This is a genomic window from Novosphingobium rosa NBRC 15208, assembly GCF_001598555.1.
Classification (GTDB): Bacteria; Pseudomonadota; Alphaproteobacteria; order Sphingomonadales; family Sphingomonadaceae; genus Novosphingobium; species Novosphingobium rosa.
In genome coordinates this window covers 50,611-69,446 of the sequence record NZ_BCZE01000024.1, presented here as the reverse complement: position 1 = coordinate 69,446, position 18,836 = coordinate 50,611, and the positions used below count along the sequence as shown (strand labels likewise).

General features: G+C 62.3%; 14 protein-coding genes and 2 pseudogenes. 5 read left to right on the top strand and 11 right to left on the bottom strand.

Annotation, left to right across the window (positions count from 1 at the left end):
* Window positions 1-48 precede the first annotated feature (48 nt).
* A complete protein-coding gene (locus SR3_RS09920; RefSeq protein ID WP_068084600.1) occupies window positions 49-1,083 on the bottom strand; it encodes an SDR family oxidoreductase in 1,035 nt (344 codons plus the stop codon).
* A 70-nt stretch (window positions 1,084-1,153) separates the two neighbouring features.
* On the opposite strand from SR3_RS09920, the gene SR3_RS09915 reads away from it, so the two are divergent.
* A complete protein-coding gene (locus SR3_RS09915; RefSeq protein ID WP_068084598.1) occupies window positions 1,154-1,558 on the top strand; it encodes a MerR family transcriptional regulator in 405 nt (134 codons plus the stop codon).
* Window positions 1,559-1,572: 14 nt separating this feature from the next.
* Here the strand turns inward: SR3_RS09915 and SR3_RS09910 are convergent, their stop codons facing one another.
* The 4 genes from SR3_RS09910 to SR3_RS09895 all read right to left on the bottom strand — a co-directional run bounded on the left by SR3_RS09910 (window position 1,573) and on the right by SR3_RS09895 (window position 4,739).
* Window positions 1,573-2,175: a LysE family translocator gene (locus SR3_RS09910; RefSeq protein ID WP_068084595.1), complete on the bottom strand. Its 603-nt coding sequence runs from the start codon at window positions 2,173-2,175 to the stop codon at window positions 1,573-1,575.
* A 118-nt stretch (window positions 2,176-2,293) separates the two neighbouring features.
* Window positions 2,294-3,100, bottom strand: a complete 807-nt coding sequence (locus tag SR3_RS09905) for an AraC family transcriptional regulator (RefSeq protein WP_157098761.1) — start codon at window positions 3,098-3,100, stop codon at window positions 2,294-2,296.
* 95 nt (window positions 3,101-3,195) lie between these two features.
* Window positions 3,196-4,383 carry an MFS transporter gene (locus SR3_RS09900; RefSeq protein ID WP_068084592.1) on the bottom strand — a complete coding sequence of 396 codons (1,188 nt, stop codon included), beginning with the start codon at window positions 4,381-4,383 and terminating at the stop codon, window positions 3,196-3,198.
* Complete coding sequence (locus SR3_RS09895) at window positions 4,380-4,739, bottom strand: antibiotic biosynthesis monooxygenase (protein WP_068084589.1); 360 nt, start codon at window positions 4,737-4,739, stop codon at window positions 4,380-4,382. The genes SR3_RS09900 and SR3_RS09895 overlap by 4 nt, the downstream gene beginning before the upstream one ends.
* Before the next feature lie 128 nt (window positions 4,740-4,867).
* Between SR3_RS09895 and SR3_RS09890 the strand changes: the two genes are divergently transcribed.
* The 3 genes from SR3_RS09890 (at window position 4,868) to SR3_RS09880 (ending at window position 11,302) form a co-directional block, all read left to right on the top strand.
* Window positions 4,868-5,755: a LysR family transcriptional regulator gene (locus SR3_RS09890; protein WP_068084586.1), complete on the top strand. Its 888-nt coding sequence runs from the start codon at window positions 4,868-4,870 to the stop codon at window positions 5,753-5,755.
* Between the two features lie 698 nt (window positions 5,756-6,453).
* Complete coding sequence (locus SR3_RS09885; RefSeq protein ID WP_068084583.1) at window positions 6,454-7,578, top strand: hypothetical protein; 1,125 nt, start codon at window positions 6,454-6,456, stop codon at window positions 7,576-7,578.
* 136 nt (window positions 7,579-7,714) lie between these two features.
* Complete coding sequence (locus SR3_RS09880; RefSeq protein ID WP_068084580.1) at window positions 7,715-11,302, top strand: hypothetical protein; 3,588 nt, start codon at window positions 7,715-7,717, stop codon at window positions 11,300-11,302.
* 70 nt (window positions 11,303-11,372) lie between these two features.
* Here the strand turns inward: SR3_RS09880 and SR3_RS09875 are convergent, their stop codons facing one another.
* From SR3_RS09875 to SR3_RS09850, 6 genes and pseudogenes are all read right to left on the bottom strand, one after another.
* A complete protein-coding gene (locus tag SR3_RS09875; protein WP_068084577.1) occupies window positions 11,373-12,470 on the bottom strand; it encodes a helix-turn-helix transcriptional regulator in 1,098 nt (365 codons plus the stop codon).
* Window positions 12,471-12,845: 375 nt separating this feature from the next.
* Window positions 12,846-13,178 (bottom strand): UrcA family protein, encoded by a 333-nt coding sequence (locus tag SR3_RS31820; protein WP_068084574.1) that lies wholly within the window; start codon window positions 13,176-13,178, stop codon window positions 12,846-12,848.
* 46 nt (window positions 13,179-13,224) lie between these two features.
* Window positions 13,225-13,608 (bottom strand): UrcA family protein, encoded by a 384-nt coding sequence (locus SR3_RS30525; RefSeq protein WP_084455307.1) that lies wholly within the window; start codon window positions 13,606-13,608, stop codon window positions 13,225-13,227.
* Between the two features lie 225 nt (window positions 13,609-13,833).
* Complete coding sequence (locus SR3_RS09860) at window positions 13,834-14,931, bottom strand: helix-turn-helix transcriptional regulator (RefSeq protein ID WP_245653857.1); 1,098 nt, start codon at window positions 14,929-14,931, stop codon at window positions 13,834-13,836.
* Window positions 14,932-15,389: 458 nt separating this feature from the next.
* Window positions 15,390-16,550, bottom strand: a pseudogene (locus SR3_RS09855) (IS256 family transposase).
* Window positions 16,551-16,852: 302 nt separating this feature from the next.
* A pseudogene (locus SR3_RS09850) lies at window positions 16,853-17,470 on the bottom strand (IS3 family transposase); the annotation flags it as partial.
* Between the two features lie 312 nt (window positions 17,471-17,782).
* On the opposite strand from SR3_RS09850, the gene SR3_RS09845 reads away from it, so the two are divergent.
* On the top strand, window positions 17,783-18,802 hold the full coding sequence (locus SR3_RS09845; protein ID WP_068084565.1) for a LacI family DNA-binding transcriptional regulator: 1,020 nt from the start codon (window positions 17,783-17,785) through the stop codon (window positions 18,800-18,802).
* Window positions 18,803-18,836: the final 34 nt, after the last annotated feature.

The window sequence follows — 18,836 nt, the reverse complement described above, 5'->3', positions numbered from 1 at the left end:
CCGCCCGCAACTGTTTCCAAGACCATGCCCCGATGGCACGCCGAAGCGTCACGCCAGCCATCCTTGCGCCCGGAACCACGCGACTTCATCCTGCAACGTGACCTCCACCGGCCTGAACGCAAGGCCCAGCTCGACCTGGCTCTTGGCGGCACTGAAGCGGGATCGCTCGTTCTCGGTCGACAAAGCGCGGGCCATGGCCCAGCTGAAAAGGACAGGCTTACCCGTCAGGCGAGCCTGGATTTCGCCAATCGCGGCAATGACATAGAGAAAGGCCAGAGGGATGCGCCGCGTGGGCACCTTTACACCCAGCGCCTTACCCATCAGCGGCATCAAATCCGCCATGGTGAAGTGGCACCCTGCCGCCAGATAGCGTTCGCCTCGGCGTCCCTGTCGGTGGGCCTGTATCATGGCCTGCGCCACGTCGCGCGCATCGACGAAGCAGACCGAACCGGGCGGCACACCGGGCAACTTGCCATGGGCGACATCGAGGACGGTCTGACCGGCAGACGTCGGCCCCATGTCACCGGGCCCATGCATCCAGCCGGGCAGCACCATCGCGGCCCAGAAATCCGCATGATGGTCGAGAAAGGCCAGCACCTCACGGTCCGAAAGGATCTTGCTGCGGTAGTAATCGTCGGCATCGCGCTCGTCGCGCAGCATGGTTTCGTCCACGATCTGGCCACGCTCGCCGCGCAGCACAGCGATGGAACTGGCATGGACGAACCGGCGCACGCCTGCGGCATAGGCGTGCTGCAACAAGGCTCTGGTCCCCAGCACATTGGCGGCGTGGAGTTTGGCCCAATGGCTGCCGCCGGTATAGGAATCGCGGAAATAGGCCGCCGTGTGGAACACCACATCGACCCCCGCCAGTGCCGGGGCGAAACCCTCGACAGCCAGCATGTCGCCGGTCACGATCTCGACCTCAAGGCCGGCGAACTGCTGCTGCGCCTTTTCGGCCGAACGGACGAGGGCACGCACACGAAACCCTTCGGCCAACAGCTCGCGCACCAGATTGTTGCCCAGCAGGCCCGTCGCGCCTGTCACGAAGGCAAGGGGCGTCTGCGCGGAAGAAACATCATTCATATCAAGGCTCCACAAGGGGGAGCCATGGCCTATAAGGGTGAACCAAGGTTCATGGTCAAGGGCGCAATGCATGCTGATTGGAGATTTCGCGAAACGGACCGGATTGAGCGCCGCCACCATCCGCTTCTATATGCGCAAGCGGCTGCTCGCCCCGGAAAGCGGGCAGTTGGGCGGCAGCAATCCCTATGCCCGCTTCACCGAGCGCGACATCCAGATTGCCGCCATGATCCGCTTTGGTCAGTCGCTGGGCATGTCGCTCAAGGATATCGCCCGGGTGAATGACGAGATGCAGGCCGAGGGTTTGTCGCGCGAGCGCGCGGTCGAGATCATGGATACCCAGCTTGCCATTATGGAGCGCAAGGCGTGCGATCTGGCGGTGATGACAGATTACCTGCGCGCCAAGCGCAACTGGATCGCCGGGGGTCAGACAGGGGAGGAACCGCGCTTCGCCGCAAGCCTGCCGTGCTCGCTATAACCAGAGGCGCAGGCCTATGCCAGCGCCTGCCACACGATCCAGCCCACGGAGATCAGCAGGGCCAGGGCCATGGCGCGATTGAACAGGCGCATCGCTCTCTGGGGGATGCGCGAACCGACCCAGGCCCAGAGCGCCAGCGATGGCCAGCAGATGAGGCCGGACAGGAGGACGAAAGTCACCAGCCCCGCGCGTGGATCGCCCAGCGGCAGAATAAAGGTGGAGAGCGCCGAGAGCACGACCAGCCATGCCTTGGGATTGAGCCCCTGCACCATCACCCCGGACCAGAAGCCCGGAATGCCGCGCCGGTCCGCAGCACCGATCGCGCCGTCGCTGCGCGCCAGCCCCCATGCCATCCACAGCAGATAGGCCGAGCCCAGCAGCGTCATGGGCCGCGCCACCAGCAGGACTGGCCCGGCCTGAGCCAGCATGCCGGTGCCGCAGATCAGCAGCAGAGCCAGGAAGCTGACGGTCGCGCCTGTCACGAAAGGCAGGGCCCGGAGCGTGCCGTGCCGCGTGCCTGTCATCGCGCCGATGATGTTGACCGGGCCGGGCGTTGCCGATCCGGCCAGCGCAAAACTGCCCATCGCCAGCAGCGTTTCGACAGGCGGCAGCATCATCGCCTCTCCGATGCGCTGGCGGGATGAAGGGTAGCAGGGGGCGAAGACATGGGCAGTGATCCTTTCGCCGCCGTGCTGGCAGCAAAAGAAACGTCGCGATTGAACGAAATTGACCTGCTCAGTGGCGGATCAACGCTCCCGGCGTCACGCCGTAATGGCGGCGGAAATGACGGATCAGATGGGCCTGATCGCTGAAACCGGCGGCAAGCGCCGCTTGCGCCGCGGGCATTCCGTCCAGCAACAGGCGCCGGGCAAACTCGACACGGGCGTGCAGCACATGGCCATGCGGCGTCATGCCGGTAGCGCGCGCGGTGGCGCGGATAAGGTAGGAGGGATTCCAGCCGGTGTCGGCGGCCAGATCGGCGAGGCTCAGGGCCTCGCCGGTTTCCACGCCGGATCGGATGCGGTCGATCATCCTCTGAATGGCGACGGGTTCCCGGCCCGGCTGGCGCAGGTCGGCCCGGGCGTAATGCGTGAAGGTCAGGGCCAGAATGTCATGCATCGCCTCCTCGGCCACCAGTCGGCGGTCCGTGGTGCCGGGGGCATGGAGGCCATGCGTCAACCGTGCCAGCGCGCGTGTGACCTTCAGATCGCGGTCGCGCGTGGCAATATCGGGGAAACCGCGCAGCACGCGCAGCCCCAGCACCGCCCTCACCGCGCTTTCGCTGGCATAAAGCATGCTGTAGCGCACCTGGCCCGCGGCGGCATGACCGGTATGCGCCTCTTGCGGGTTCATCAGAGACAGCGATCCGGCGGGAACGGTCATGCTCTCGCCCCGGCAGACATAGCCGCCCACGCCATCGACAATCGCGCCGATGGCAAAACCTTCATGCGCGTGGCGGGCAAATGTCTGGGTGCTGAAGGCTGCCTCGAACAGTTCCATGCCATGATACCAGGCGAAATGATGATACCGGTTGCTGGCCACGGAAACCCCATAACGCCAAAATGGCCGGAACAGAAGGCCGCCGACGGAGCAGACCTTCAGCTCATCGACACTGCTCGCTAACAGCACTCATCCCTTCACATCCGGGATATCCCATCCAAATCTGGTTTCACCCGTCCAGACAATCGGGCGGCGTAAAAGGACAGCAGCAAGAGGGGCATCACACTCCAGGCCAGAGCCTTTACGCCCAAGCCTTCAAGGATCAGCCCGCCTGCCAGCCCGCCCCCGGCAATGGCCAGATTCCACACCGTGACGATCATCGACTGCGCGATATCGGCATGGTGGCCCGCGGACTCAGCCAATGCTGTCTGAAACAGGGTGGCCGCGCCGCCAAAGGCAAGCCCCCACAAGACGACACCGCCATAGATCACCAGAGACGTGCCCCCGAAAGCCAAAGGCAAGGCCGCCACAGCAAACAGCACGATTGCCGCCATGGTCAGGCGGTGCAGGTGGCGATCGACCAGCACGCCGACCACCCAGATGCTGGCCAGCGCTGCCACGCCGAACACCAGCAGCACGCGGCCTGTCTCAGCCGCCATACCGACCTGCGCCAGAAACGGGGCAATGTAGGTGTAGAGAATGTTATGCGCCAACACGAAACCCAGCGTGACCAGCAAGGTCGTGGCCACCCTCGGTATGGTCAGCACATGCACCAGCGATACGGACTGGCTTTTGCGAACACCGGCAAAATCGGGCAAGGTCAGCCATGCCCAACCGACCAGCAACACGGTCAGCCCGCTCATGATGCCAAAACTGACCCGCCATCCCACCAGGGCCCCTAACCAGGTCCCGGCGGGCAGGCCGATCGACAGGGCCAGCGGCGTTCCGACCATGGCGATGGCGATGGCCCGCCCTTGCAGATGGGCGGGGACCATGCGTCCGGCATAACCGGCCAGCAAGGCCCATAGCAGGCCCGCCGACACGCCGGCCAGAAACCGTGCCCCCATGATGACCGCGTAAGAGGATGACAGTGCCGTCACGAGATTGACGCCGGCAAAGCCCGCGATGGCCAGCAGCAGCAGGGGGCGTCTTGGCCAGTGCTGGGTGGCTTTGGTCAGGGGAATGGCGGCGAGCAGCGATCCCAGCGCGTAGATCGTGATCATCTGCCCCGCCATCGCCTGCGAGATGGTAAGGCCTTGAGCGATCTGCGGCAGCAGGCCAGCCGGAAGAGCTTCGGTCAGAATGGTCAGGAAGCCCGAGGCGGCCAGCGCCAATAGGCCGGGAAGCGGGAGGCTGTCGCGCCGTGAGGCCACAAGAGCGGTCATGAGGCCAGGGCTTCAGCAGAGGCCGGAAAAATAAGTTCCCCAACGCGATAGGTGTGAAATTCGCTGGTCGACACGGCATCGAGCCGGGCAAATTTCTCGACGAACACCGGATCGCCAAAGAAGGCGCCCACGCGGTCGGGATCGGCAATGGCCTCGATGTTGACCACCGTCTTGCCATTGGTGCTGCGCGAGAGGTTGCTCCACAGAAAGCCGGGTTTGCCTGAAGCGTGGCGCACGACATCCTTGATGATGGCGAAGGCTTCGTCCTGCTTGCCGGGATGCGCGTGGATGACATTGACGATGAAGACCGTCGGTTGCGGCATGGAAGCAAAGCTGGCCTGGGGCGTTGTGGGCACGGTGGGGACTCCTCGATTGCGCCGGGGTTCTTCGGCACCCACGACATAAGCGCCACCATAAAGCGGAAAAACATGCTACAATTCCGATCAGACAGGACTCTGATGTCCGCAATGAAAGGACCATCTCTTTGGACCGCTTGAGTGCCTTGAACGCCTTTGTGCGCGCCGCCGAAGCGGGCAGCTTTGTCGCTGCCGGGCGCGATCTGGGGATTTCAGCCTCTGCGGTCGGCAAAGCCATCGGCAGGCTGGAACACCGGCTGGGCGTGCGCCTGTTCCATCGCAGCACGCGCAGCATGACGCTGAGCGCCGAAGGTCTCCAGTTCCTCGATCATTGCCGCCGTATCTTCGAGGAAATCGATGCCGCCGAAGCCATGCTGATCCAGTCCACCGCCGCGCCGCAAGGCGTGTTGCGGGTCAGCTTGCCGATTGCCGGCATGCTGTTGATGCCGATCCTGACCGCCTTCATGCGCGCATGGCCCGCCATCCGCATGGACCTCGATTTCACGGATCGCATGGTGTCGGTGATCGAGGAAGGCTTCGACGCCGTGATCCGCACGGGTGACATCGCCGACAGCCGGTTGATGAGCCGCAAGCTGGGCATGTTCCGGCACCGGATCGTCGCCTCGCCCGCCTATCTGGCGCGGGAAGGCACACCCCTGGCGCCCGAGGATCTGCTGAACCACGACTGCCTGCATCACCGTTACATGAACACCGGGCGGCTCGAGCCATGGCCACTGGTGCGCGATGGCGTCGACCTGTCGCTCGATTTGCCCAGAACCACCATCGCCAGCACGATCGACCCCCTGGTCCATCTGGCACAACAAGGTTTCGGTGTGGCCTGCCTGCCGCCCTTTGCCGTGGCGGACCATCTGCGCCAGGGGACGCTGGTCAATCTGCTGGATGGACATGTCCGAGATAGAGGGGCTTTCCGCGTGCTCTGGCCTGCCAATCCCTATCTGCCCCCCAAGACCCGGGTCTTCGTCGATTTCCTCGCCGAACATCTTGTTCTGGAATGACGACAGGCCTCGCTGACAAAGACAACGTTCACGGGCTCATTCGCAATCGTCGAAAGCGGGCTTTCGTTCAGCGGCGCCTCAAAGCCTGGACTCTCCGGCAAATCCGGGGTGATTCACATTTCTCAGCCATGCCTGTCACTTTACAATGAAGATGAGCCTCATTGCCCGGCTGGGGAACGACGGCCCGCGCCTTGCATCGAGAGCGCAATATGGCCTGCTTCAGGTTTGACGGGTCATCGCGACACAGCGCGCCTTCGCCGATTTGCACTGCACTTCGCGAAAATCGCCGTGAATGGCGGCGAGGTTGGCGTCATCGGTTCATAGGCGGATCTGCCTCTTCACAGGTCAGCACATGACCTATCACTCACACGACCAAGTAAAACGAATCTCATAACGGAACAAAATTGATTTCGTCAATACACCATGGCGATTATTGCTGAAATAAAGCAAAATTCCAATACGTCAGATCCGATTTACAAATTTTACATTTGAAATTTCTTTAATGAAATCGGGGGCGATTCATGAGACACATTAAATACCTCTGCGCAATTCCTTTGATGGCGACGTTTTATGGACAAGCCGACGCGCAGGATATGAGCGGGAAATTGTTTCAAGTCTATGGAACAGTCACTCAACCATCGTCCACAAATCCCACAAACTTTTCTTTTGGCATTTCCAACGCATCCGATGCTGTTCTTTTGATCAACTCGGACTATTTTCACAGCATCGTTCCCTCATCCAGCCAATCGACATCGGGCATCAATGCAACGGTCAATTTCCGCGGCGTGCCGATTGCCCTGGCCTTCCCGGTCAACAGCTCTGCCCTGAGCTTCGCCATTCCGTCGCTTGGCGTCCAGCAACAGTTCAATGGGGGCAGTCGCGGGGCATCGCTCACGATGCTCAAGGATTATCTGCTCAAGAATTCGGGCGATTTCACCCGGCGCTTCGAGCAGGCCCTGATCAAATCATCGCCCAATGATCCCACCGCGGGCAATCCCAACAGCCTGCAATCCTCCATGATCGCGCAGGACTTCAGCAACGCTGGTTTCGACACCACGGGCGTGGGTGACGCCATCAGCGCGGGGGCGGGTTCAGCGGCGGCCTCGGCAGCGGCGAATGCGGGCAACAAGGTGTTCGTCGGTCTGCAGGCGGGCACGTTTACGGCACAAGGCGTGACGGGCAAGACCATCACCGCGCCGCTGTCCTACACCATCCGCTTCGACCGCGATCCGCGTTACCAGCTGCAATTCGGCCTGCCGGTCACCTATATCGAGCAGGCCGGCGCCAAGACCGCCGCCGCGGCCTTCAGTGTCGGCTTCCAGTTTCCCTTGCTGGCCTATGAATCGCGCAACCAGTGGTATCTGGCGCCCCGCGCGAGCGTTGGCGCCACCGGATCGGCCGACGCCGCCGCCGCCAGCATCCTGAGCAATTTTTCGCTGACCAGCCGCTATGTCATGCCGCTCACCAGCAAGGATCAGCTGACCATCGCCAATATGGTCGCCTACAACATGAGCATTCCCTTCAAGATCCAGTCTTTCAATGGCGACTATGGCATCAAGAATGTCGCCTTCAAGAATGGTCTTCTGTACCGCAGAAATCTTGATTTCAGGCTGTTCGGATCATCGGGCACGGCCATTCAGGCCAGCTATGCCTTCACCTATTTCACTGGCACCGACCTCTATATGAACAGCTACCATGAAATGGCGCTGACGGTGGGCACGATCAAGCACAATGGCGCGCCCTCATTGCTGAGGTTTGGCGTGAACGGAGCACTTGGGCGCCAATATCAGAAAATCGCCGCATCGCTGGGCTACGTCTTCTGACCCCTTGAGGATGGAGCCCGGTCTGGCTCCCGGTCGCCCGGCCACGGCGTTCCGGGAGCCAGCTTTGCCTCTTTTGCCCATGTCGCCTCACGGGCCCTGTCGCCTCACAGGCCCACGTCACCCCACAGGGAGGTCGGTGATCTTGTCTCTTCTGAACGCCGCGCGATCGCGCCAGGGCCTTGCCGTGATGGCGACCTTCTGCATGACGTCGCTGGGGCTGGCCGCCGCGCGCCCGGTCATGATCTTCGCGATCAACCACACGGCGCTGGCCGCCAGCGGGGTGCGGATCGTCTCGGCGCAATCGCTGTGGATCGATCCCATCGGTCTGGTGACAGGGCAATTGCATCTGACAGCCAGCCATCTGGTCGTCGGCCATCGCCTGATCGACAGCAATCTGGCTTTCGACAGCTTCGCTTTCGACAAGGATATGGTGCAAGGGCGGGGCCAGATGCGCTTTGCCTTTGGCCCCTATCAGGGCCAGTTGCGCTTCGCCCGGTCGGGCCAGGCCCAGCAGTGGGATGGCGATGTGGGGGGCGGCGCGCAGGGCCATGTGCTACTCCATGCCACCCGGTCCGATCAGGGCGATCTGGGTTTTCGCGTGACAGGCACACACAGCGCTCCGCTGCTGGCCGCGCTGCTGGTGCGGCCATCGCGTGACCTGTCGCACCTGCCCGATGCCATCGATCTGAGCCTGACGCAGGATGGCCCCCATGGCGCACAACTGCTCTCCTATCGCCTCACCGCGCAGGCCTTTACGGCCTCCGGGCAGGGCCAACGGGATGCCGCGCGCAACAGCATCCGGCATCAAGGCAAGCTGCAAATTTCAGCCTGGCCCGCATCGGCAGCCACCAACACCGATCCCTATGCCGCACTGCGCGAACAAATGGGGCTGCTGGCCGATGGTGTTGCACGGTTGCGAACCATGGATGTCGATATCGGGCTGGCGTTGGCGGCGCCCGATGGAGCGCATTATGCGCTGAAGCTGACAAAACAGGCCTCGCCCGGCAGCGCCCTGCGCTTCGCGCTGGCGCGCGGCGACGGCCCCCCCGCCCCTCCGCTGATCGATCTGACCTTCCTCGCGCCGCAAGCCGGACAGCGCCTGCGGTCTTCGGGCATGCTGGGCCTGTGGGCTACGCCAAGGCCCTTTGGCCTGACCATCGAAGGCGATCCGGGCAAGCCGGTATCGGGCATGGCCATGGGTCTGGGCGGATCATTGCAAAGCCCCGATCTGCGCCTCCATGCTCAGGCGCGCACCCTGTTCTTCAGCCGCTCCACCGCACTGGCCGTCATGGCCCACGGCCGGCTGGCGCTGGGGCCGATCAGCCCCGCCCTGCCCGCCCAATGGACCAGCATGGCCCAGCAGGTGGGCGCCGCGACCCATGGCGCCCCGTCGCTCCAGATCGACAGCGCGCTGCGTCTTGAGCCCGCCCGTATCCTGATCGACAAGGCCGATCTGGCCGGAGGGCCCTTGCGGCTGGCGATCAAGGGCAAGGTGGAAGGCGGAGCCACCACGCTGGACCTGCATGGCCATCTGCCGCTGGTCACCGCACCATGGCTGGCGAGCATGGGAGAGCTGGCCAAGGCCGGCGGTGGCAGCCATGGCCCGTCATCGGGCCCGATGTCGATCCATGCGCAGATCGATGTCGACCGGCTGGATTTCGCGCCCCTCGCCTTCGACGGCGCCTCTCTGACCTATGACAGCGGGCAGGACGCAAGGCTGCATTTCAACAGCGCCTCGCTCAGCGGCCATCGCCTCGTCACCGATGGGCAGATGACTTTGCCCGCCACGCTGCGGGCGGCTCAGGCGATCAGCGCCACCGCTCATACACCCTATGGCGGGGCGAGCCTGTCGTTCCGGCCCAATGCCGCGGGGCCACTGGCGGAAAGCCTGCACAAGGGCGGGCAAATTTCAGGCCAGTGGCCAGGGCTGCGCGTGGCAGGGGTGCTGGCGGGCACGCAGGAAGGCGCCCTGCACCTCACGCTGGTCAGCGATCCTCTCTCGCAGATCAAGGCGCTGCGCGATCTGCTGGGCTCGGAGAGCCAGTACCTGCCCGATGAGACCGTCAATGGCGAGATCGACCTGACGATGGCCCATGGCCTGCGCAGCGCCACGCTGACCTCCCGAACCCTCTCGGCCACGCTGCGCCCGCGCGAGGATGGCGCGATGACCTTCGCCATCGAGGGCAAGGCGGCCACGGTGCTGCAGAATGTCAGCAGCGCGAAGGGCCTGTTTGCCGCTGATACCCCGCTTCATCTGGCGGGCACCATGACCCAGTCGAACCGGGATACGCAGCTGTCCGATCTGGTCGTGCGGCTGGGCGATGTGCAGGCCAAAGGCGCGGCGCGCATCATGGCGGCCAGCAGGATCGACGCCCAGATGGTGATCGAGGCAAAGCGCGCGGAAAGCGTCATGCGGCTGTTTCCCAACCTGCTGGCGATCGTGCCGGCCAGCATGATGGACAATCCGGTCAGCGTGCCGGTGCATGTTCAGGGCGATGCGCAAAAGATGGACCTTGCCGCGCAGGACGCGCGGATCGGCGGGGTGCGCTTCACCACGGCGCTTTCCGCCGCCGGGGATGGCGCGCTGACCGGGCGGGTGCGGGTGGAGGGCCCCATCGCGCAGATGATGATGGCGGGCGCGCCGGGCTGGCTGCGCGATCTGATGGGGCGCCAGCAGGCCATCGACAGCCAGGTCACCCTGACACCCCATCGCCTGTTGCGGCTGAGCGATCTGCGGCTGGATGGCGACCGCATGGGGATGACGGGCGATATCGTGATCCCGCTGCGCGACGGCAATTTCGACTTTCCCGCCACGCAGGGGCAAGTGACAGGCCTGCTGAGGGACGCTCATTATGAGCTGCTGGGCTTTCCCACCATCCGTTTCCAGTCCAGCCTGGGCAGCGCGGACAAGACCGCGCATGTCGTCTTCGCGATGGCCGGCGGCGGGCAGGCCGTCGCCGATGTCACCGTCAGCCATCAGGCGGTGGGCGGTGTGAACGCCCATGCCAAACTGTCATTGCGCGATGTCGATCTGGGGGCTCTGGCGCGCGATACGGGGATGCGCTTCTTCGGATCGGGGCGCCTCAATGCCGATATGGATGCCGCCCTGCCCGCCGAAATCTTCCGGACCACCAGCACCACCGATGCGCTGGGCCGGATGATGGCGCAGGCCGGTTCGGGCGGGGGGCATATCGAGATCGCCAATGGCACGCTTTCCAATGTCAGCTTTGCCGATCAGGCCAAAAATGGCAGCGGCGGCGTGGCCCAGGGTCGCAGCACCGCCTTCCGTGAGATCAGGGGGCAGCTGGTCCTCAATCATGGGCTGCTCGAACTGCGCGAGGGCCATGTTGCCGCTCAGGATTTCAACCTCGACGCCGATGGCACGATCAAGGTTCCCGCCATGGAGATGAACCTGACCATGAAAGGCAAGATCGCCCTGGTGTCCGGCGTAAACTCTGGCAAGGCCCTGATCAGCAGCGCTTTCCCGCCTTTGCACATCGCCGGAACCTTCGACCGCCCAACCTATGATTTCGGCAAGGGCAGCGCTTCGGTGATCAGGACGGCGATCGGCGTGGTCAACCAGATCGATCATGTGAGCAAGAAGCTGGAGGTCATCGACCAAAGCATCAGCACCACCGTCAACCGGCGCTTCTTCGACAAGGTTCTGCCGAAAAAGGCGCGTTCCGTCACGCACACCGGTCCCTTGCCCGCCGGTGTGGATTAGAGCATCGCGCGAAAAAGCGGGAACCGGTTTTTCGCGGAAAACGATGCGACAACAAAAACCTGGTGCGCCGTCAAGCCGTGAACCTGACAAGCAGACGGATCATATCCATCTGGCGATTGGTCTGCGTCTTCATAAGAAGGTTTCTGACATGCACGCGGGCTGTGGTCGTGCTGATGTCCATGCAGGCGGAGGCCGTTTCGACCGAATGCCCCCCAACGAGATATCTGGCGAATTCGGTCTCTTTTCTGGTGAAGCCAAAGGCAGCCTGCCATTGATGATGCGCCGTTTCGGGAAAATCACCCGGCACGATGACCCTGACCATGGCCACCGCTTCGGGCGCGAGCACGAGCATCCGCCGCGGCAGAGGATAGCCGGTCATGACATAGGGCGCCTTGCCGGAGGGGCGCGGGATGCTGCAGCTTCGCGTGAAGCTGAAAGCGGAAGCCAGCGATCCGACAAAGGCATCGAGCGGCGCATCCGCGATGCCGCCGCCACAGGTCAACCGGCCGCGAACGCAGGCCAGACCATCGCCGCTGCGCAGCAAGTCCTCCATGGCGGGGGTCATGCGCAGAACATGCCCGCCTTCGCCCAGCAGCAGGCAAGGTTCCTGCCGCTTCGTGAGCAAGCCATCCCAATAGGCTGCCGTCAGCTTTTGATTGTGAAGGAAACCAAGTTCGAGCGCGCGATGCATGTCGGGCAACAGCCTTTCCATGATCCGGCGCGACAGGTCAGGCGTGACCCCGTCCTTGACATCGCGATGGACCGACAGGGCCACCACATGGCTGCCGCCGTTCAACCGGGCCGCCGCCGTGACATAATGCCTGATCAGAGCATTGGAGGCTTGCCATGCGAAATATTCTTTCGTGGCGGAATTCTCCAGATCGACATGATCGGTGTCTGTGTAGACTTTTGACCCGCGCAGGCCGGTCACGAAGGAAACCTGCGGATCGAAGCGCCAGATCTCTTCATCGCGATAGCGCGCCACCGCCTGAACATTGTCATGCAGTTGCGTCTGATGTTGCACACGGCCTGAAGCATCCACGACATGGAGCGCACCGCAGGCCCCGCCAAGCAGCTGCGCTGTGCGCCAGACCCAATCTTCCCAGAGCGTGTCGTCAAGCGCGGCCGCATAGGCGCCCGTCACCAGATCCTGAATGATGTCATCCATGCGCCCCCCGGTCACAACAGATTGCCTATGGGGTTTTTATACGCATGAATTGCAAAACATCAATGCTGCATTGCAATAATCTCGAAACATTCTACATGTAATTATTGCGACTATTTGGCACATTTAATGACATGTATTAGAAAATATATTCCCTTCACGAGTCTTTAAATATTTTGTTGATGGAATATTGTTGCGAATTTACTTCGATATGGGTGCAACGGCGCCCGGAGGTGACGGGCGCCGTTGCTTTCAGACGAAAACCGCCAGGGCAAATGGCGGAAGGCTTCGCCTGTAACTGAACTCATTCGATCCCGCAGTCACAGCCCGCAGTCAAACAGGGCGCATGCTCCGTGATCGCCGGGCCAGATCCCGCTCTCAACGGGTCGAGGAAACGTCCGCTCCCTTCGCCATAACAACAGCGAGACGTTGATCGACTTGCGCCCGCGCCGCCGCACGGCACTGGGCAATCTCTTCCGCTTCCTGCTCGCCTCCACTTGATTGCGTTCCGGCGAAAGAACCGCAGACCGCTTCCAACGCGGCAGCAATCCGCTGATGCAGCCTGCGTCTGCCCTCCGGCCGAGACAGATCGAGATCGCTATAATGTATGCTGCGCTCATGGCTTTCAGGCTGCGTGGCCGAAGCAGGCACCGCCCCCAGAGCGGCCACCATCGCTACGAGGACCAGCCCGGAAACACCACGCAAAGTCATGATACACGCTCCTTGGGCGACAAGCGGTTGATGGACCGAAAGCTGATCAATTTGGCTTATGGCTGGTCGGCGCAGGTGCATTGTAGGCATATTGCGTCGTTGCTTTCGCAGCCGCCAAAGCCTGTTGATGGAAGGCATCGACCTGAAGACGGCCTTGAGACAGAGCCTTGTAGACACAGGCATTACGCTGGATCGGGATTCCATCGACATCGACAACGCCGGCACAAACCGCGTGAGCGGCAAGGACGACTTGTCTGTGCGCCTGGTGCATCCCTTCCGGTGTTGTCAGATCGATGCCGGCAAGATTGATCTCCTTGCGCGGCGCCTGGTCCTCAGGATCGATGTCCCGGGCAAAGGAAGAGGATGTCGCAACATGCAGGGCAAGCACAAAGATCGCGGCGCGCGCCGCTGAACGGAAGGTTCGGCTCATGATTGCTCTCCTGAGAGATCGCACAGGGGATGAGGATGTCTCCGCCGCCCCCTGGCCAGTGCCTTGCAATCTAGCGGCCTTTACGCAGAGACATAATAATCAACTTTGATGGTTTTCTTTAACATTTATGACCGAGATCATCGCCCCCATGGCACGAATCAGTCGCAATCTCCTCCTGCCGGACGCAATCCGCGACACCTTGGCAAGACAGGATCCCGGAACGCCCTAGAAACGGCTGAGCAGGCGAACCATGTCCGCCTGGCGCGAGCAGCTCGTTTTCGCCAGAATGCGGCGCAGATGAATGCGCGCGGTGGGATTGGCAATCTCCATGGAAAAGGCGGCGCTGTCGACCGAATGTCCCTGCATCAGCAGAGCAGCCATTTCAGCCTCACGCGCGCTCAGACCGAAAGCTCCCTGCCAGCGCTCGGCACGCGCCGGCCGGCTCACGGCGGGATCGATCAATGTGAGCAGCGCTGCGGCCTCGCAGGGCGCAAACATCCGGATCGGCCTGGGCAAAGGTATGGCATTCACCAGATAGGATGCCCTGCCCGAGCGCCGCCTGATCGGCACCGTCCCCCCTTCCGGAAACTGCCGCGCCAGCACCCGGCCCAGCAGCAGGGCCAGTCGGTCCTGGCTGGGCGGATCTTGAGCCACAAGGCGCCCGTCCTGCAAGTCGAGACCATCACCTGCCAGCAGGATCGTTTCCGCAGCAGGCACGGCGCGCAGCAGTTGCCCACGCTCATCGAGCAGCACGGCAGGCTCCGCCCGGTCCGTCAGAACCCCGTCCCAATAGGCCGAAGCCAGCTTTTCCCCATGCAACAGGCTCAATTCCAGCGAACGTTCCAGATGCGGCAGCAAGGTCTCCATCAGGCGCCGGTTCTCATCCGGAGTCACCCCATCATCGGTCTTGCGATGCACCGATACCCCGCCGACATAACGGCCCTTTCTCAGAATGCTCACCCCCGACAGATAATGGCGCACATTGCCCACTGACGTTTGCCAGCGCAGGTAATCCTGGGTCGTGGTCTGAGACAGATCGAGATGATCGAGGTCCGTATAGACTTGCGACCTCTGCAAATGTGACACGTAATCGATCTGCGGATCGATATCACCGATGCATTCATCGATATAGCGCTCCACAATCCTTGCGCTGTCATGCCGCAGAATTCTCTGGCGAATGATGCCTTGCTGGCGATCGATGACATGGAAACTCATGGCGCGGCCATCGAACACATTACGGACACGATCCGCCCAATGCTCCCACCGCTCCGGTTCATAGACGGCGACATAGGCCTCCTCAGCCAGCCTTGCCAAATCCTCCACGCGTGACAAATCGCCCCCCTCTTTGACAATCGAATGCTGCAACGCCCCCCGGCATTGCAACATCCTATGACCACAAACTCCTTAGAGACACCCATGGAAATGCGAAAGTACTTCAGTGATATTTTACATAAACGCCGCAACAGGACAAAATAACCGAATCTCCGGAATAAATAACCTTTATTTTACATAAATATTTCCGGATAGGTTAACGACATAGCTCAAAAAACCCGATTCCAACCCATGCAAATCGTTATATTACAAACAAACCTCTCTCCAGCCTCACGACTTTGACGCCATCTATACTCCAACTGGATGATAGGCCTGAAAGACCCGCCAGCCCTATGCCCTTGCCGGCAACACGGCAGGCACGATCATGGCACCAATACCCAGGATCATGTCCTATTTCGTGGTGTAGCCTGGGGCACGAGCCACGATGAACTCTGGCAAGGCTGGGTTTGTCAGGCTGGCACGGCGACCGGCAGCGTGACGATGGCACCATCGATGACTTGGGCGACACTTTCCAGCGTCATGTAGCGCCCGCGCTGGACCGCCCACTCGTCGTTCATGTCGAGCAGGACGGCGTCGATCAGGCGGGAGATGCTGGCCTCGTTGGGAAAGATGCCGACGGCGTCGGCGCGACGTTTGATCTCTTTGTTGATCCTTTCGAGTGGGTTGGTGCTGTGCAGCTTGATCCGGTGCGAGGCCGGGAAGTGCATGTAAGCAAGCACATCGTCCTCGCTGCCATCCATCAGCGCGGCCAACTTGGGTACACCGGGTCGTAACTGGTCGGCGACCTTGCGCCATTGCGCCGTGGCATCCTCGGCACCTTCCTGCGCGAAGGCAGTGGCGATGAAGGCGGAGACGACGCGGCGCCCACCCTTGCCGGCATGGCCAGCGCATGGCAGGCGAAGTGGACGCGGCAGCGTTGCCGGGTCGCACTGAAGACGCGCGAGACCGCCGCCTTGATGCCTTCGTGGCTGTCGGAGATGACCAGTTTCACCCAGCGCAGGCCCCGGCGGGCCAGGTTGCGCAGGAATTCGGTCCAGAACGTCTCTGCCTCCGACGCGCCGATCGTCATGCCCAGAATCTCGCGCCGTCCCGCGCTGTTGGCGCCGACCGCGACGATCACCGCGACCGACACGACACGGCCAGCCTCGCGCACTTTGAGGTCGGTCGCATCGAGCCAAACGTATGGCCAGTCGCCTTCGAGCGGGCGATTGAGGAACGCTTCGATGCGCCCATCGATATCCTGGCATAGGCAGCTCACTTGGCTCTAGGACATGCCGGTGCCGCCCATCGCCTTGACCAGATCATCAACCGTGCGCGTCGAAACACCGTTGATCCAGGCCTCCTGGATCAACGCGACCAGCGCCTTCTCCACCATCCGGCACGGTTCCAGAAAGCTCGGGAAGTAGCTGCCGGTGCGAAGCCGCGGGACGCGCAATTCGACCGCCCCGGCGCGCGCGGTCGGTGCTCTTCTCGCCAAACGGCGCACCAGTCTGTGCGCCAACCTCCAGTTCCATCAATCGCTTGGCAGCGCACCCGATCGTCTCGCGCAGAAAATCCGCATCTCCGCTCTTGGCGAGAAGCGCAGTCAGGTCCATCCTGTCTTCGGTCATCGTGAAGTTTCTTGGATCGAGTGTGGTAACAAGTTCACGATGACCGCCCCCGCTGCTGGCCGGGCGCTACAGCGCAATAGCGAAAGCGCTCCATTGTAAGGCCATGCCGAAATACGTCCCCCTTGAGATAGGTACCCCGCTTCAGGCCAGTGCGAGCGACCTAATCGCCTTCAACTGGCGGGACAGAGGAATCTTGGCAGACTTTCTGCTACCGCATGATGGCAAGCATGTGCTTCGAGTTTCTTTCGGCTACCCCTGCATCGTGAACCGCGCCGGCTTTTCCGGAGGCTGTTTGGTTTTAGTTAGGCATCCATGGAGACGTCGTCCAGCATGGCGTAATAGAGTTCTTCGGCCTCGGCAGGTAGTATGTTGCCGATGGGCTCGAGCAGGCGGCGGTGATTGAACCAGTCCACCCATTCGAGCGTGGCAAATTCGACGGCTGCGAAGGATCGCCATGGCCCGCGCCTGTGGACCACCTCAGCTTTGTAGAGCCCGTTGATGGTCTAGCTGCGCTGGCCTTCGGGCGGCCGAAGCATTGTCATAGCTGTCACCCACGCTGCCGACTGAGGGTGCAATGCCCGCCTCTGCCAAGCACTCGGAATAGCGAATAGACACGTAGACGAAGCCTGCCCATGTCGCGACATAAGTGAAGTCTGACACCCAGAGCATGTTGGGCGCCGGGGCATGAAACTGCCGGTTCACATGATCCAACGGACATGGCGCGGCCTTGTTGCTGAGCGTTGTGCGCACGGGCTTGCCCCGGATCACGCCCTGCAGGCCCAGATCACGCATCAGGCGCGCAACGGTGCAGCGGGCGACAGCAACTCCGGATTGCTTCGCTGTGCCACGCGCGCCCGATAGGAGGATGGGGCAATTGGCAGAACCCTGCAGATCGGCTCGACCCCATACTCATCGCGATGCGCACCGCACGTGCGCGGACCTCAGACGCAAATTTGTTCGTCGTTTTGCTCATATCGGCTCCACTTCCTCAGAAGTTGGAGCCTCCGGCAAACCCCGCGCGGTTCAACAGCTTGCTAAATTTGCTCTTCACTGACCAAGCATGCTTGGAGTGATGCGATGTCTCACCCTCAAATTCACACCAATCTAACTTCGGAAGCATGCCAGGATTTATCTTGCCCGCAGCACCAGCGCGGTTTAGGGTTCCAAAACCCACAGATTTCTGCGGGTCTCGGTAAAGTTGAATTGCGTGGTCTGCACTCGGTATTTATTCCATGGATAACAACCAGACCACCACGCTGCGTCGCTTCCGCCCAACCTGTTATGATGTCGCCGAAAAGGCCGGGGTCAGCCAATCCACCGTCTCGCGGGCGCTGGCCGGGCACCATTCCGTCTCGCAGCGGACGCGTGAAAAAGTGGCCGAAATCGCCCGCGCGCTGGGCTATCAGACCGACAGCGTCGCCGCATCGGTGCGCACCGGGCGGATCGACCGGATCGCCGTCATCGTGCTGGCCCGCAAGGACGCCGCGCCGGAACATTGCAACCCGTTCCATCACACGCTGCTGGCGGCGATCTGTCAGGCTGCCTCGGCGCGGGGGCTGGAGACGCTGGTCTCCTTCCAGAGCGACCCCGAAACGCTGTACGGCAGGTATGAGGAAGCGCGCAAGGCCGCCGGGTTGATCGTGATCGGCACCAGCGAGAACCGCGCGGCATGGCGCTATTTTCGCCAGATCGCGCGAAGCGGCACCAACATCGTGGGCTGGGGCACCCCGCATGAGGATATGCGCTGGGTCCGCGCCGACAATGCCATGGGCGGCAGACTGGCGGCGCAGCATCTGCTGGAGGCGGGCTGCCGCACTATCGCCTTTCTGGGCGGCGGCCCCCATGCCCCGCCGCAATTCGCCGAGCGTTTCGCCGCCAGCCATGCCGCTCTGGCCGAGCGGGGGCTGGTGCTGCATGCGCTTGACATGCCCAAGGGCACGTCCCGTCTGCATCAGGGCGAGAAGGCGGGCCGCGCGCTGCTGGCGAAGCTGCCCGCTTGCGACGGGGTGATCGCCGCCAATGACAGTCTGGCGCTGGGCCTGCAGAACGCCCTGCGCGGCGGCGGCGCGCTCGAGCGCATCCGGCTGATCGGTTTCGACGGTTCTTACGAGGCGCGGCATGCCAATCCGCCGATCACCTCGATCGCGCCGGATTTCCAGATCGCGGGCGCCATCCTGCTCGATGCGGTGATGAACCGGCAGGGGGACACCGCGCCGGACCAGCCCAGACCGCCTGTCGGGATCATGATCTGACGGTGTAGCGGGCAGGCGCCGCGGCGCCTGCCCA